Below are 12,775 nucleotides of genomic sequence, written 5' to 3' on the forward strand. Positions count from 1 at the left end.
GCGTTCGGCTTTTGATGCGACGCAGAGCGTCACGGGCTGCATTCCCACGCAGAGCGTGGGAACGATCGATTACGGCTTGGCTTTGCGCCCCGCCATGTGTTTCAAATACCCCACCAACATCTCCAGATCGCCATCCGGCAACACCGACGGCGCAAATGCCGGCATCTTCGCCTGCGGCCACTGGCGCAAACTCTGCGGATCACGAATGTAGCGCTTGAGAAATTCCGCGCCGAAGTATTCGGTCGGGCTGAACGGAATATTCAGGTCCGGCCCAAACTGCGCGTCCCCCGCACCATTGAGTCGATGACAGGCCAGGCAATTTTTCTGAAACAGCGCAAAGCCTTTATTCACCGGATCATCCGCCTTCAACGCAGGATCAGGTAGCAGGGCAGGGAAGCGCTCGGCCACGGGCGCCATGCGCTTGAGGCTTGCCACCTCGTATGGCCATTGCTCGGGGCTGATATTGCCGGCTTGTGGATTGGTCCACACCAGATAAAACGGCCCGGCGCTGTGCTTGCCTTCGGACAATGGTGGCCACGGCTTGGCCGGGTCCTCAATCGCCAACCAGGCGCGGGCGCCCTTGGCATTGAGCAATGGCGCCGCCGACAACTCCGCGGCAAACCCGTCCAGGGCCACGGCTTGCAGATGATCGTCAGGCTTGATTCCGGTCAACAACGCGCTCAACGGAACGGCGCGATAGCTCATGTCCCGTTTGTAGGAAACGTCGTTACTGATGGTGATGGTCTGGGCTTGAGGATGCTTGAGCAACTCCTCGGTCTGCCAGGTGCGACTGTTCGCGCCCAGCTCCAGATTCAGCTGTGCGGCATACAGGGGCGAGGCAAGCAGCAAGGCCCCGAATAAAATAAGCGTTTTCAAGATGATCGCCGTCCATGTCGTGAGAGTGCCTTAAAGGTTGGCACACCCACGCTGGCCCGGGTAGCGAGCCAGTCACATATTTTGGATGGCGATATAAAAACCTGGCACCGTTAAATGATCGACTAGCCGATCACCTTCGTCAGGTTCGGCAAAATCAACAACAGCGTAGTGGCGAATAAAATGAGCCCGGCTTGACGTACTTTCGAATGTTTGAACATGGCTTGACCGCCTTTTTTGTTATTTCCTGATGCTTGCCTGCATATCTCCATGACGGCGAGCGCTGCACTTCCTGTAAGACGAGTGCCTCGGCAAAACCCGACGACAACTTCGTACATGTTCACCTTAGAGCCCGCGTCACGCTTGGTTTAGATCCATTTCATATGGTTCGCTTGCTGCAGGCTATTAAAAAGGCATGAGGCCTATTGCCAGCTTCTTGGGCGCCCTTTTGCTAGACAGCTTGGTGACGTGAATCGGTTAATCAGCGGGTTGGCGACCGTCCGTCTGAGCGTGTCCGTCAACGCCAGTGAGCATTGCGGTCATTGAATCGGTGCGGGCTCGGAATAAGGTGGAGGCTCAGTGTTTACTCACCGCCAGGTTCGAGGACGTCATGACCCAAGCTTTGATTTTCGACGCGTTACGCACGCCCCGTGGCAAAGGGAAGCCTGAGGGCTCCCTGCACAGTGTCAAGCCGGTGAATCTGGTGGCCGGGTTGCTCACGGCATTGCAACAGCGCATGTCGTTGGACACCAGCCAAGTGGATGACGTGGTGCTCGGCTGTGTCACGCCAATCGGCGATCAAGGCTCCGATATCGCCAAGACCGCAGCACAAGTGGCCGATTGGGACGTCAGCGTGTCAGGCGTGCAGATCAACCGCTTTTGCGCCTCGGGACTGGAGGCCGTGAACCTGGGCGCGATGAAAGTCCGTTCCGGTTTCGAAGACCTGGTGGTGGTCGGCGGCGTTGAGTCCATGTCTCGCGTGCCCATGGGCAGCGACGGTGGCCCTTGGGCGCTGGACCCGGAAACCAATCTGCACAGCCATTTCACCCCGCAAGGCGTGGGCGCCGACCTGATCGCTACAATCGAAGGTTTCAGCCGTCAGGACGTCGATGCCTACGCGCTGCACTCCCAGCAGAAAGCGGCGCGGGCGCGGGCCGATGGTTCGTTCAACAAGTCACTGGTGCCGGTGCAGGACCAGAACGGCATCATCCTGCTCGATCACGATGAGTTCATTCGCGCCGAATCGACCCTCGAAGGCCTGGCCAAACTCAAGCCGAGCTTCGAGATGATGGGGCAAATGGGCTTCGACGCTACCGCATTGCGCGTGTACAGCCATGTCGAGCGGATCAACCACGTGCATACGCCGGGCAACAGCTCCGGGATCGTCGACGGCGCGGCGTTGATGCTGATCGGCTCCGAGGCCAAGGGCCGGGCACTCGGGTTACAGCCGCGGGCGCGGATCGTTGCCACTGCGGTGACCAGCACCGATCCGACCATCATGCTCACCGGCCCCGCACCCGCTACGCGCAAGGCCTTGGCCAAGGCCGGGCTGCGCGTCGAAGACATCGACCTGTTCGAGGTCAACGAGGCCTTCGCCTCGGTGGTGCTCAAATTCATCAAGGACATGGCCATCGACCCGGAAAAGGTCAACGTCAACGGCGGCTCCATAGCCATGGGGCACCCGCTGGGCGCCACTGGCTGCGCGATTCTCGGCACCTTGCTCGATGAGCTGGAAACCCGGCGCCTGCGCTACGGCCTCGCGACCCTGTGTGTCGGCGGCGGCATGGGCATTGCCACCATCATCGAACGCCTCTGAGCCCCGACCTTAAGGAACAAATGACATGACAGAAGCCATTCGTTACGAAAAAGGTCAGGACCAGATCGTCGTCCTGACCATCGACATGCCGGGCCAGAGCGCCAATACCATGAACGCGGTCTATCGCGAGGCCATGGCCACCTGCGTTGCCCGACTGGTGGCCGAAAAGGACAGCCTTGCCGGCGTGATCATCACCTCGGCCAAGAAAACCTTTTTTGCCGGTGGCGACCTCAATGAATTGATCAAGGTCGGCAAACCCGAAGCCAAAGCCTTCTACGATATGGTGCTGACCCTCAAGGCTCAATTGCGTACGCTGGAAACACTCGGGAAACCGGTAGTCGCCGCGATCAACGGTGCCGCGTTGGGCGGCGGGTGGGAAATCTGCCTGGCGTGTCATCACCGTGTGGCGCTGGACAATCCATCGGTGCAACTTGGCTTGCCGGAAGTGACCCTCGGCTTGTTGCCGGGCGGCGGCGGGGTGGTGCGCATGGTGCGCATGCTAGGGATTGAAAAGGCTTTGCCTTACTTGCTCGAGGGTAAAAAAGTCCGGCCACAACAAGCGTTGCAGGCGGGGTTGATTGACGAGTTGGCGAAGGATCACGATGAGTTGCTGAGCAAGGCGCGGGCCTGGATTGTGGCCAATCCGTCGGCTGTGCAGCGTTGGGACGTGAAGGGTTATCAGATTCCGGGTGGCACGCCATCGAACCCGAAAGTCGCGCAAATGCTTGCCATCGCGCCGTCGATCCTGCGCAGTAAAACCCAAGGCTGCCTGCCAGCGCCGGAGAAGATCCTGTGTGCGGCGGTGGAAGGGGCCCAAGTGGATTTCGACACGGCGCACCTGATCGAAACCCGCTATTTCACCGAATTGACCACCGGCCAAATCTCAAAAAACCTGATCGGTACGTTCTGGTTTCAACTCAATGAGATCAACGCTGGCGGCTCGCGACCTCAAGGTTTTGCCCCTTACGTGACGCAGAAAGTCGGCGTGCTCGGTGCCGGGATGATGGGTGCCGGTATTGCGTTCGTCAGCGCATCGGCCGGTATTGAGGTGGTGCTCAAGGACGTCACGCTCATGGCAGCGGAGAAGGGCAAGGCGCACTCGGCAGCGCTGCTGGACAAGAAAGTTGCCCGTGGCCAGATGCTTGCCGAGCAGCGCGAAGCGATTCTGGCGCGGATTCACACCACGCAGAGCGATGCGGATCTTGCCGGTTGCGATCTGATCATCGAAGCGGTGTTCGAAGACCGTGAATTGAAAGGCAAAGTCTCGTCGGCCGCGCAGAAGGTCGTTGGCGCTGACGCAGTGATCGCCTCCAATACCTCGACCTTGCCGATCAGCGGCCTGGCCACCGCCGTACCGGACCCAAGCAAGTTCATCGGCCTGCATTTCTTCAGCCCTGTGGAAAAAATGCCATTGGTGGAGATCATCAAGGGCACCCACACCAGCGACGAAACCCTGGCGCGTGGATTCGATTTAGTCCTGCAAATCAAGAAAACTCCGATTGTGGTCAACGACAGTCGCGGTTTCTTTACTTCGCGGGTGTTCGGCACCTTCACCAACGAGGGGATCGCCATGCTCGGCGAAGGCGTTAGCGCGCCGATGATCGAGACCGAAGCGCGCAAGGCCGGCATGCCGGTCGGGCCTCTGGCGATCTCCGACGAAGTGTCCCTCAGCCTGATGAACCATATCCGCCAGCAAACCGCTAAAGACCTGCAAGCGGAAGGGAAACCGCTGGTTGAACACCCGGCGTTCGCGGTGATTGACCTGCTGCTCAAGGAATACAAACGGCCCGGTAAAGCGGCCGGAGGCGGTTTCTATGACTATCCGGCCGGTGGCCAGAAACATCTGTGGCCCGGACTGAAAACCCGCTTCGAGAAAGCCGACGGACAGATTTCGCCCAAGGACGTGCGTGATCGCTTGCTGTTCGTGCAGGCCATCGAAACCGTGCGTTGCGTGGAGGAGGGCGTGTTGACCTCGACGGCGGACGCCAACGTCGGCTCGATCTTCGGCATCGGCTTCGCGGCCTGGACCGGCGGCGCGCTGCAGTTCATCAACCAGTACGGCGTAAAAGATTTCGTCGCCCGTGCCCAGTACCTGGCCCGGCAATATGGCGAGCGTTTCGCGCCACCTGCGCTGCTGCTGGAGAAAGCCGCCAAAGGGGAGGCCTTCTAAGGGACGTATGACGCACTCCGGGGCTTGCCTTGCCACCGTGTTTCAAGGCAGGCTCTGGGGTGTGCATTATTCCCATCACGTGTCAGGTATTTTTTATGTCGTTACGCATCTGCATTCTGGAAACCGACATCCTGCGTCCAGAACTGGTCGATCAATACCAGGGTTACGGGCAGATGTTCCAGCGTCTGTTTTCGCAGCAACCCATCGAGGCCGAGTTCAGCGTCTACAACGTGATGCAGGGCGAGTACCCAAGCGATGATCTGACGTTCGACGCCTACCTCATCACGGGCAGCAAGGCTGACTCCTTCGGCACCGACCCGTGGATTGAAACCCTGCGAGCCTACTTGCTCAAACGTTACGAGCGCGGCGACAAATTGCTGGGCGTGTGCTTCGGCCACCAGTTGCTGGCGCTGCTGTTGGGCGGCAAGAGTGAGCGCGCAACCCAGGGCTGGGGCGTCGGCACGCACAAATACAAAATGGCTGCGAAAGCGCCGTGGATGAGCCCGCTGCGCGAAGAGCTGACCTTGTTGATCAGCCACCAGGATCAGGTGACGTCGCTGCCGGAAAACGCCACGGTCATCGCCTCGAGCGATTTCTGTCCGTTCGCCGCGTACCACATCAACGACCAGGTGCTGTGTTTCCAGGGCCATCCGGAATTCATTCACGATTACTCGCGAGCGTTACTGGATATCCGTCAGGAAGCGCTGGGCGAGAAGGTTTATTCCCAGGGCATGGCGAGTCTTGAGCATGAGCATCACGGCACAACCGTGGCGGAATGGATGATGCGGTTTGTCGCGCACAAGCCCGAAGCTGTTTGACGCTAAAAGCGCCCACATTGGATCTGCGGTGTTGCGCAGATCCAATGTGGGAGTGAGCCTGCTCGCGATTATTCCAGGCGACCCGGTGTTGGCTACAACCACCCCGACTTCTTGAAACTCGCCCACAAACCCACGCATCCCAACGTAATAAACCCCAACACCGCAAAATACCCGTAATGCCACGCCAGCTCAGGCATGTTCTGGAAGTTCATCCCATAAATCCCGGCCACTGCCGTCGGGAATGCCAAAATGGCCGCCCACGCCGCAAACTTGCGTTGCACCACGCTTTGGCGTGCAGCCTCCAGCAAAACTCCAACTTCAATCGTCTGGCTGGCAATGTCCGCCAGGGTCGTCAGATCCTCCAGTTGCCGCGTTACATGAATCTGCACATCGCGAAAGTAGGGGCGCATGTTCTTGTCGATGAAGGGGAAGCTCAGCTTTTGCAGTTCCTCACCGATTTCCACCATCGGCCCCGCGTAACGACGCAGGCGCAATACATCCCGGCGCAGGCTGTGAAGTTTCTGGATGTCACGTTCCTTCAACTCGCTACACAGCACGTTGCGCTCAAGTTCATCGATCTCGGCATGGATCGCTTCGCCCATCGGCTGGTAGTTTTCAATGACGAAATCGAGGATCGCATAGAGGACGAAATCTTCCCCGTGCTCCAACAGAATCGGACGCGCCTCACAACGTTGTCGGACGAGGGAGTAGGACGCCGAATGACCATTGCGTGCGGTAATGATGTAACCGTTGCCGGCAAAGATATGGGTCTCGATAAACTCCAGTTTGCCTTCATTGCGGATCGGCGAATATGTGACGATAAACAACGCATCGCCGAAGGTTTCGAGCTTCGGTCGGCTGTGTTTTTCCAGGGCGTCTTCAATGGCCAGTTCGTGCAGATTGAACTGGCGTTGCAGGTTGGCCAGCTCGTGCGCATTCGGCTCTTCAAGGCCGATCCAGACAAAGTGGCCAGGCTTCGCAGCCCAGGCAGCGCCTTCGTCGAGGGTGATATTGGTGACTTTCTTACCGGCGCTATACACCGCTGCAGCAACAACTCTACCCATGATGTTGATTCACTTCTTATTCAGCGTTTTTTATCAGCGAAAACTCAGTGGCAAGCACTATTAAGCTTAGCCGTGTCTGCTGCTTGAGAGTCAGCAAACACCGCAGAGTTCGTGGGCCAAAGCTCGCAGGCAAAAGAAAACCCGCACCAGGCGGGTTTTCCTTTTACGCGGCTTGCAGTTGCCGGTCCATCGACTCGATGCACTCGCGCATTTGTTCACGACACTGGGCAATCAGCAGAGGCATATCGTCCAGGCTTAATCCCGCGGTTGGAATCGCCGGCAGCGAGCGAATCAGAATTTTCCCACTGCGCCAGCGGTTCAATCGCATGTGTTTGACGTAGGTACTGACGCACACCGGCACGATGGGCACCCCGGCGGCAATCGCCATCTGGAACGCCCCTTTCTTGAAGGGCAGCAGTTCTTCACCGAGGTTGCGCGTGCCTTCCGGAAAGACCCAGATCGAGGTGTCCTCATGCTGCAAGGTCTGCGTGGTGGTCAGCATCGACTGGCGCGCCTTGTGCGCATTGCCGCGGTCGATCAACACATTGCCGGCCAGCCAGAACAACTGACCGAACAGCGGCACCCACTTCAGACTTTTCTTGCCGATGCACACGGTGCGGCGGGGCACCACGTTGCCGAACACAAACAGATCGTAGTTGGATTGGTGGTTGGCGATGATCACGCAGCTCTCGGGTTTGTTCATCAACGGCCCGACATCTGCCTTCACGCGCAAACGTAAAATACACATCGCCGGCCATGCGTACAGGCGCGCGCACAGACGGCTGTTGTCGGGGTTGAACGGTCGGCACAGCCCGAGTATCACTCCCAGCACGCCCGCCAGAACAAAGTGCAGGCCCATCAATAACATACGCAACACAAACAGCATTTGCAGGCCCACCGGGACAAAAGGTGGCGCAGTGTACGGATGTGCACTGTTTTCGGCAATTGCCCCTATAGAGGAAGGAGATAGGCGATGTTTGTGCGCATGTTTCCGACTTGTGGGTCAGACGCGTTCTAGAGCGGTTGTTGAGTTTTCAACAATAGGTGTAAGAAAAAGCCCGACACGACGGTCGGGCTTTCGGTGTAGCGCGGTTGGACTTAACCCATGTGTTCCTGATCCAGGATGATTGCGTTGTCCAGCGTCTCCAGGAGTGCCTTGCGCACTTTCAACTTGGTGTTCTTGTGCGCGGTCATGTTGATCTTCTTCAACTGACGGGCTGCCGCCAGCGCCGCGCCTTGCAGCTCCTCGGCCGACACCACCACGTCGAGGAAACCGGCATCAACGGCGCTTTGCGGATTAAACATCTCACCGTTGATGACGGAACGGTGGAACGCCGACTTGCGCAGACGATCACGCGCGATCTCGATACCGGCGTGGTGCATGGTCATGCCGATCTGCACTTCGTTCAGGCCAATGCTGAACGGGCCGTCGACACCGATGCGGTAGTCCGCCGACAACAGCAGGAAGGCGCCTTTGGCCACCGCATGCCCAGGGCACGCCACGATGACCGGGAACGGGTGCGACAACAGGCGGCGGGCCAGCGTCGAGCCGGCGGTGACCAACGCCACTGCTTCTTTAGGGCCGGACGTCATCACCTTCAAGTCATAACCGCCGGACAGAATCCCGGGCGTACCGGTAATAATCACCACCGCACGATCAGTCACCGCCTGATCCAGCGCAGCATTGAACGCCGCAATCACGTCTGGCGAGATGGCATTGACCTTGCCATTGCTCAAGGTCAGGGTCGCGATACCGTCTTCGAGATGGTAGGAAATCAACTCACTCATGACGCTATTCCTTATATGAAAGTTGGAGCAGACGTTACCCACCGCGACAGCCCAGGTAAAGCGCCGTGACTGACCCGCCAGTCACCCTTTCCCCGCCCGGCAAGCGTAGCTCGCCGCCCCCACAACGCATTCCCCTCTCTATAGAAGAGGGCGCGAACCCGGAGATTGGCAGGTTTGCCATGGCCCGGAATCTGCTGGAACGACTGAAACGCTAAGCGCATGAAAATTCTGCAAAAAAAGTTTGCCATCGCAAAAGCTTTCGACTACATTAGCGCGCCTCGACAGACAGAACATGTTTGACGAGATACGGTGAAGTGTCCGAGTGGCTTAAGGAGCACGCCTGGAAAGTGTGTATACAAGAAATTGTATCGAGAGTTCGAATCTCTCCTTCACCGCCAAATTCGATGTAACCAGAACCCCTGATTTCGAGAGAAATCAGGGGTTTTGTGGTTTCTGGGAGACTGAAAAATAGTCACGGCTCCGATTTGGAAGCAGCTCAATCGGTGGAGAAACGTCCTGAAGTAATGTAGGAACAGTCATTGGGGTGTCGGAAGTAATGCTGGAAAGCCAGTTGTTTCGGTGCTTCCATGGGGCTTGCACCTCTGATGAGCTGCTTTGGGTAGGGGTTTTTGTTTTGCTCTTCAAAGGTACAAAATGAATCAAAGAGCAGCGCAAGTGGCGCTCTCCCTTATCCGAGACGGACATACGCAAGAATGCAGGAAATGACCATGAAACAGGCCGAGCTGGAAAAGGTTCACGTAGAGATCGTCAAGTTGCTCTCTGAACAACGCAAACTGAATGCCGAAGCTGGCAAGATGACCCGTGAAACTTTTTGGTATCCGGTGGCTGTTGCGACGGGATTGATTGGAACGGTGGCAACCATTACGACGGTGTTGATCAAGCTTCTATGACCTTGTTGATGCAGTTGCCCAACGCCCGATACATTTCCTGATACTTGAGCGAAATATGAATTCAAAAGCCCAGCCGATGCTGGGCTTTTCTGTTTTCATCCGTTGGCTGTCGGCGAATAATGCCTGCCCCCGTGAAGAAGGAATTCCCATGATCACCACCACAACCCACGCCATCGAAGGCCGCCAAATCACCGCCTACCTGGACATCGTCAGCGCGGAGTCGGTACAGGGTGTCAACGTCATCCGCGACATGTTCGCTGGCTTGCGGGATTTTTTCGGTGGCCGGTCACAGACATTGGAGCGGGCGTTGAAGGAAGCGCGAATTCAGGCGACCGACGAGATCAAGGAACGGGCGCGGGCTCTTCAGGCGGATGCGGTGGTGGGACTCGATTTTGAGATCAGCATGCCGTCCGGAAACGGCGGGATGGTGGTGGTGTTTGTGACCGGGACGGCCGTCAAGCTGAGGTGAGTGGGCGGCGATCTTGTTTATTCGTCTGATGGATTTTGTAGGACGTGGCGCGGTCCATTCGTCGGTCATGGCAAAATCTGAATTACAAGTCCGCTAATGACCGGCTAGTCTCAAAAGCCTTGGTGGTCGGTATTTTTCAGGCAAATAGGGCTTGCCGGTATCGATCCCGCTTTGAGAGGGGAAGAGCTATGGCTGATCCGTATATCGAAGACGACGGGGCAGAGTTACCAATCAACAATTGCGTGCAATGTGGCCAGACAGAGTATGTGGCGGGGTTTGGCGAAGACCCGGTCCAGACCCAAAAGCTGAAATCCAAGGCGCCCCGAGGGGCCAGGACGAAATTCTTGCCTCGGGTGGCGGCGCCTCCCAGGAAGTAACAATCAACCGTTCAGACCCCGCCTATCAGAGCGGGGTTTTTTCATTTTTTCAGGACTGATTTTCCGCGAAATGGCCTACAGAAAAATGATCATTTTCCTGTTGATTAATTTCACAAACTTTTCACACCTCGCTACGTAGTCTCAGCTCATCCGTTAGAAAGCAGTACCTGCCCGTTCCCCAGCGGGCTTTTTTTTGCCTGTCATAAAACCTTTTCCATAAAAACTGTCCAACCGTCGCTAATTGCGAGGTACGGTGGTTTTTGTGTGGACGTTACCTCCTCAAAAGCATTCAATCCCCGGCTTTTCGGTTTCCCCTATTTTTGAGGTTTTTCGTCATGCGTTTAACACTGCCTGCTCTGGTTCTGGGACTTCTGGTGACTCAAGGTGCAATGGCTGCCGGTGATGGCACTGCTGCGATCGGTGGTGGTCTGGGTGGTGCGTTGGGCAACGTGGTCGGCCAAAGCATGGGCGGCAGCACTGGCGCTGCGATTGGTGCTGGCGTTGCGGGCGCAGCAGGCAGCGCTGTTGCAGCACGTAAAGGCAGCCGCACCAAAGCAGCCATTGGTGGCGGTGTCGGCGCCGCGGGCGGTTCGTTGATCGGTAACAGCCTGGGCGGCAAGAACGGTTCTACCATCGGCGCCGGCTTGGGTGGTGCGTTGGGTGGCGGTGTAGGTAGCAACCTGGGTCACAAGCGCCACTGATTTTGGATTGATTTGCTGAATAGCCCGGCTTTATGCCGGGCTTTTCGTATCTGAATGTTTCTTTTTCGCTTACTTCGAATTAAAAGCTGTCCAACCTTCATCGCTGACCGGATTCAGTGAGTGCAGGTGTTAGACTCACGGCCATCCGCAGAGCGTACTCTTACCCCCGATGCGGAATTTGAGGTTCATATCATGCGTTTGACTTTGTCCACGTTGTTTCTGGGACTTTTGGTCGCTCAAGGTGCAATGGCTGCCGGTGACGGCACTGCGGCAGTTGGCGGTGGTTTAGGCGGTGTTTTGGGCAACGTGGTCGGCCAGAGCATGGGCGGCAGCACAGGCGCGGCGATTGGCGCTGGTGTGGGTGGCGCGGCAGGCAGTGCCGTCGGCGCTCCCAAGGGAAGCCGCACAGAAGCAGCCATTGGCGGTGGTCTGGGCTCTGCCGGTGGTTCGCTGGTCGGTAATCGCCTCGGTGGATCCACCGGTTCGACCATTGGCGCAGGCCTTGGCGGTGCAGCAGGCGGCGCCCTAGGCAACAACCTGGGTACAGACAGTGGCGGCGGCGGTTCTCATTCTGGACACGGCCACAAGCATAAGAACAAACACAGAAACAAAAATCACTGATTCGTCAGTGAGTGACAGAAAAAACCCGGCCTGGTGCCGGGTTTTTCGTGTCTGTCTGTTGGGCATCGGAACGTTTGGCCGCGAGCCGCCTCGAACTTCATAGATCCCTGAATCCTACGAGGCACGTCATGACACCTGAAACCGAAGGCAAGGAAGAAAAAGGCCCAAGTGGGTTGCCATTCATCAATGATCCCGGAAACGAAGATCCTGGTTCTTTAATGGATGACGCAACGGTGCCGCTCAACGATTCCGATGATGCCGGTGATGTGGGTAACACCGAGTATGAAGAAGAGGATGAAGACGAAGAAAACGAAGAAGATTGACCTGCATTCGAGCGGACCGACCGATCGTCTCTTTGATCGAACACTCGCGGAGACTCGCCCTCGAAATTTCAGGGCCTGCTTTTCAGGCCCTTTGAGAGGTGCTGAATGAACGCTGATCCGAAAGACGCCGACATCGACGAAACCCCTGAATATCCGCTGCCTTCGCCCACCGATTCCTTGAGTCGCGATCAACGTCCGCCGGATGACGACGCCGCAGAGGAGCAATTGCGCACGAATGATGTAAAACGTGGCGATGTAGAAGCCACCCCGGAAGACCCGGATATCGCTGGTAATGACGCTTCGGGTGAGCCGAGTTGAAGGCTGCTTGTTGATTGTGCGGCACTTTTAAAGATTTTTAAGGGTGCTGCACCATGATCCGAGCCAATCTGATGGTCCCGGTATAGTTGTAATTTTTTGCATGTGGTGATTGTTGTCTGATAGCCCAAGACTAGTGCATTAACGATTCTATCCAACGTTTATAGAAATCCCTTTGCTGTTGAATGTCATTTGTGATGTCTGTGTCATCAAAGTCGAAGATATTTACGATGTCTTCCGTCTCTGCAGGCCGTCCTAATTGAAGTTCATACGCCACTATGCCGCCAGCCATTTGCGATGCCATGCGCGACGGATAGACATTGACTTTAGCTCCTTTGCATAGAAAATTTATTTCTTGAAAGTCGGCTCGCAACAACCCAAAGCATTGGAAAAGATCTTGAGCTGTGTATGTTTTACTCAATCCGTTTTTCGTTCTTAATGCTAACGTCAAATTTTTTCGGTCGCATTCAATTAAGGCCTTTTGGGTAACTCCGCAGGTGTTTATGGATACTTCAATTGTTTTTTTCAT

General features: G+C 56.6%; 15 protein-coding genes, 1 tRNA gene and 1 pseudogene. 11 read left to right on the plus strand and 6 right to left on the minus strand.

All coding sequences use genetic code 11. The features are described 5' to 3' along the window. Positions 1-69: 69 nt before the first annotated feature. Positions 70-892: pseudogene (locus K5K95_RS17740) on the minus strand (c-type cytochrome). A 106-nt stretch (positions 893-998) separates the two neighbouring features. Then, complete coding sequence (locus K5K95_RS17745) at positions 999-1,211, minus strand: hypothetical protein (protein ID WP_222590499.1); 213 nt, start codon at positions 1,209-1,211, stop codon at positions 999-1,001. Positions 1,212-1,483: 272 nt separating this feature from the next. On the opposite strand from K5K95_RS17745, the gene K5K95_RS17750 reads away from it, so the two are divergent. From K5K95_RS17750 to K5K95_RS17760, 3 genes are all read left to right on the plus strand, one after another. Further along, a complete protein-coding gene (locus K5K95_RS17750) occupies positions 1,484-2,689 on the plus strand; it encodes an acetyl-CoA C-acetyltransferase (RefSeq protein WP_222585378.1) in 1,206 nt (401 codons plus the stop codon). Between the two features lie 25 nt (positions 2,690-2,714). Further along, on the plus strand, positions 2,715-4,859 hold the full coding sequence (locus tag K5K95_RS17755) for a 3-hydroxyacyl-CoA dehydrogenase NAD-binding domain-containing protein (RefSeq protein WP_222585379.1): 2,145 nt from the start codon (positions 2,715-2,717) through the stop codon (positions 4,857-4,859). A gap of 95 nt (positions 4,860-4,954) precedes the next feature. After that, a complete protein-coding gene (locus tag K5K95_RS17760) occupies positions 4,955-5,677 on the plus strand; it encodes an amidotransferase (protein ID WP_222585380.1) in 723 nt (240 codons plus the stop codon). A gap of 92 nt (positions 5,678-5,769) precedes the next feature. Here K5K95_RS17760 and K5K95_RS17765 read toward each other — a convergent pair whose 3' ends face one another. The 3 genes from K5K95_RS17765 to K5K95_RS17775 all read right to left on the minus strand — a co-directional run bounded on the left by K5K95_RS17765 (position 5,770) and on the right by K5K95_RS17775 (position 8,529). Then, on the minus strand, positions 5,770-6,741 hold the full coding sequence (locus K5K95_RS17765; RefSeq protein WP_222585381.1) for a magnesium and cobalt transport protein CorA: 972 nt from the start codon (positions 6,739-6,741) through the stop codon (positions 5,770-5,772). A 163-nt stretch (positions 6,742-6,904) separates the two neighbouring features. Further along, positions 6,905-7,627: a lysophospholipid acyltransferase family protein gene (locus K5K95_RS17770; protein ID WP_222585382.1), complete on the minus strand. Its 723-nt coding sequence runs from the start codon at positions 7,625-7,627 to the stop codon at positions 6,905-6,907. A gap of 212 nt (positions 7,628-7,839) precedes the next feature. Further along, complete coding sequence (locus K5K95_RS17775; protein ID WP_222585383.1) at positions 7,840-8,529, minus strand: crotonase/enoyl-CoA hydratase family protein; 690 nt, start codon at positions 8,527-8,529, stop codon at positions 7,840-7,842. A gap of 308 nt (positions 8,530-8,837) precedes the next feature. Here K5K95_RS17775 and K5K95_RS17780 point away from each other — a divergent pair. The 8 genes from K5K95_RS17780 (at position 8,838) to K5K95_RS17810 (ending at position 12,249) form a co-directional block, all read left to right on the plus strand. Further along, positions 8,838-8,927, plus strand: a tRNA-Ser gene (locus K5K95_RS17780). Positions 8,928-9,257: 330 nt separating this feature from the next. Continuing rightward, positions 9,258-9,440, plus strand: coding sequence for a hypothetical protein (locus K5K95_RS17785; RefSeq protein WP_208672255.1), 183 nt, complete (start codon positions 9,258-9,260; stop codon positions 9,438-9,440). Between the two features lie 148 nt (positions 9,441-9,588). Further along, positions 9,589-9,909 carry a YbjQ family protein gene (locus tag K5K95_RS17790; protein ID WP_222590362.1) on the plus strand — a complete coding sequence of 107 codons (321 nt, stop codon included), beginning with the start codon at positions 9,589-9,591 and terminating at the stop codon, positions 9,907-9,909. 188 nt (positions 9,910-10,097) lie between these two features. Next, positions 10,098-10,286, plus strand: coding sequence for a hypothetical protein (locus tag K5K95_RS33095; RefSeq protein WP_261397994.1), 189 nt, complete (start codon positions 10,098-10,100; stop codon positions 10,284-10,286). A 335-nt stretch (positions 10,287-10,621) separates the two neighbouring features. Continuing rightward, complete coding sequence (locus K5K95_RS17795) at positions 10,622-10,987, plus strand: bacteriocin (protein ID WP_222585384.1); 366 nt, start codon at positions 10,622-10,624, stop codon at positions 10,985-10,987. Positions 10,988-11,179: 192 nt separating this feature from the next. Next, the gene (locus tag K5K95_RS17800; protein WP_222585385.1) at positions 11,180-11,608 is read left to right on the plus strand and encodes a hypothetical protein; all 429 of its coding nucleotides are present in this window, start codon (positions 11,180-11,182) and stop codon (positions 11,606-11,608) included. A gap of 128 nt (positions 11,609-11,736) precedes the next feature. After that, positions 11,737-11,931: a hypothetical protein gene (locus tag K5K95_RS17805; RefSeq protein ID WP_222585386.1), complete on the plus strand. Its 195-nt coding sequence runs from the start codon at positions 11,737-11,739 to the stop codon at positions 11,929-11,931. Positions 11,932-12,036: 105 nt separating this feature from the next. Then, the gene (locus K5K95_RS17810; RefSeq protein WP_222585387.1) at positions 12,037-12,249 is read left to right on the plus strand and encodes a hypothetical protein; all 213 of its coding nucleotides are present in this window, start codon (positions 12,037-12,039) and stop codon (positions 12,247-12,249) included. Positions 12,250-12,379: 130 nt separating this feature from the next. Here K5K95_RS17810 and K5K95_RS17815 read toward each other — a convergent pair whose 3' ends face one another. Continuing rightward, positions 12,380-12,775, minus strand: coding sequence for a hypothetical protein (locus K5K95_RS17815; protein WP_222585388.1), 396 nt, complete (start codon positions 12,773-12,775; stop codon positions 12,380-12,382).

The sequence above is a fragment of the Pseudomonas sp. DR48 genome, assembly GCF_019823085.1.
In the GTDB taxonomy this organism is placed as follows: Bacteria; Pseudomonadota; Gammaproteobacteria; order Pseudomonadales; family Pseudomonadaceae; genus Aquipseudomonas.

What these genes read in the sequence shown, in the direction of transcription:
- K5K95_RS17745 (WP_222590499.1), bottom strand. Translation starts at nt 1,211, where the DNA reads ATGTACGAAGTTGTCGTCGGGTTTTGCCGAGGCACTCGTCTTACAGGA.
- K5K95_RS17750 (WP_222585378.1), top strand. Translation starts at nt 1,484, where the DNA reads ATGACCCAAGCTTTGATTTTCGACGCGTTACGCACGCCCCGTGGCAAA.
- K5K95_RS17755 (WP_222585379.1), top strand. Translation starts at nt 2,715, where the DNA reads ATGACAGAAGCCATTCGTTACGAAAAAGGTCAGGACCAGATCGTCGTC.
- K5K95_RS17760 (WP_222585380.1), top strand. Translation starts at nt 4,955, where the DNA reads ATGTCGTTACGCATCTGCATTCTGGAAACCGACATCCTGCGTCCAGAA.
- K5K95_RS17765 (WP_222585381.1), bottom strand. Translation starts at nt 6,741, where the DNA reads ATGGGTAGAGTTGTTGCTGCAGCGGTGTATAGCGCCGGTAAGAAAGTC.
- K5K95_RS17770 (WP_222585382.1), bottom strand. Translation starts at nt 7,627, where the DNA reads ATGCTGTTTGTGTTGCGTATGTTATTGATGGGCCTGCACTTTGTTCTG.
- K5K95_RS17775 (WP_222585383.1), bottom strand. Translation starts at nt 8,529, where the DNA reads ATGAGTGAGTTGATTTCCTACCATCTCGAAGACGGTATCGCGACCCTG.
- K5K95_RS17785 (WP_208672255.1), top strand. Translation starts at nt 9,258, where the DNA reads ATGAAACAGGCCGAGCTGGAAAAGGTTCACGTAGAGATCGTCAAGTTG.
- K5K95_RS17790 (WP_222590362.1), top strand. Translation starts at nt 9,589, where the DNA reads ATGATCACCACCACAACCCACGCCATCGAAGGCCGCCAAATCACCGCC.
- K5K95_RS33095 (WP_261397994.1), top strand. Translation starts at nt 10,098, where the DNA reads ATGGCTGATCCGTATATCGAAGACGACGGGGCAGAGTTACCAATCAAC.
- K5K95_RS17795 (WP_222585384.1), top strand. Translation starts at nt 10,622, where the DNA reads ATGCGTTTAACACTGCCTGCTCTGGTTCTGGGACTTCTGGTGACTCAA.
- K5K95_RS17800 (WP_222585385.1), top strand. Translation starts at nt 11,180, where the DNA reads ATGCGTTTGACTTTGTCCACGTTGTTTCTGGGACTTTTGGTCGCTCAA.
- K5K95_RS17805 (WP_222585386.1), top strand. Translation starts at nt 11,737, where the DNA reads ATGACACCTGAAACCGAAGGCAAGGAAGAAAAAGGCCCAAGTGGGTTG.
- K5K95_RS17810 (WP_222585387.1), top strand. Translation starts at nt 12,037, where the DNA reads ATGAACGCTGATCCGAAAGACGCCGACATCGACGAAACCCCTGAATAT.
- K5K95_RS17815 (WP_222585388.1), bottom strand. Translation starts at nt 12,775, where the DNA reads ATGAAAAAAACAATTGAAGTATCCATAAACACCTGCGGAGTTACCCAA.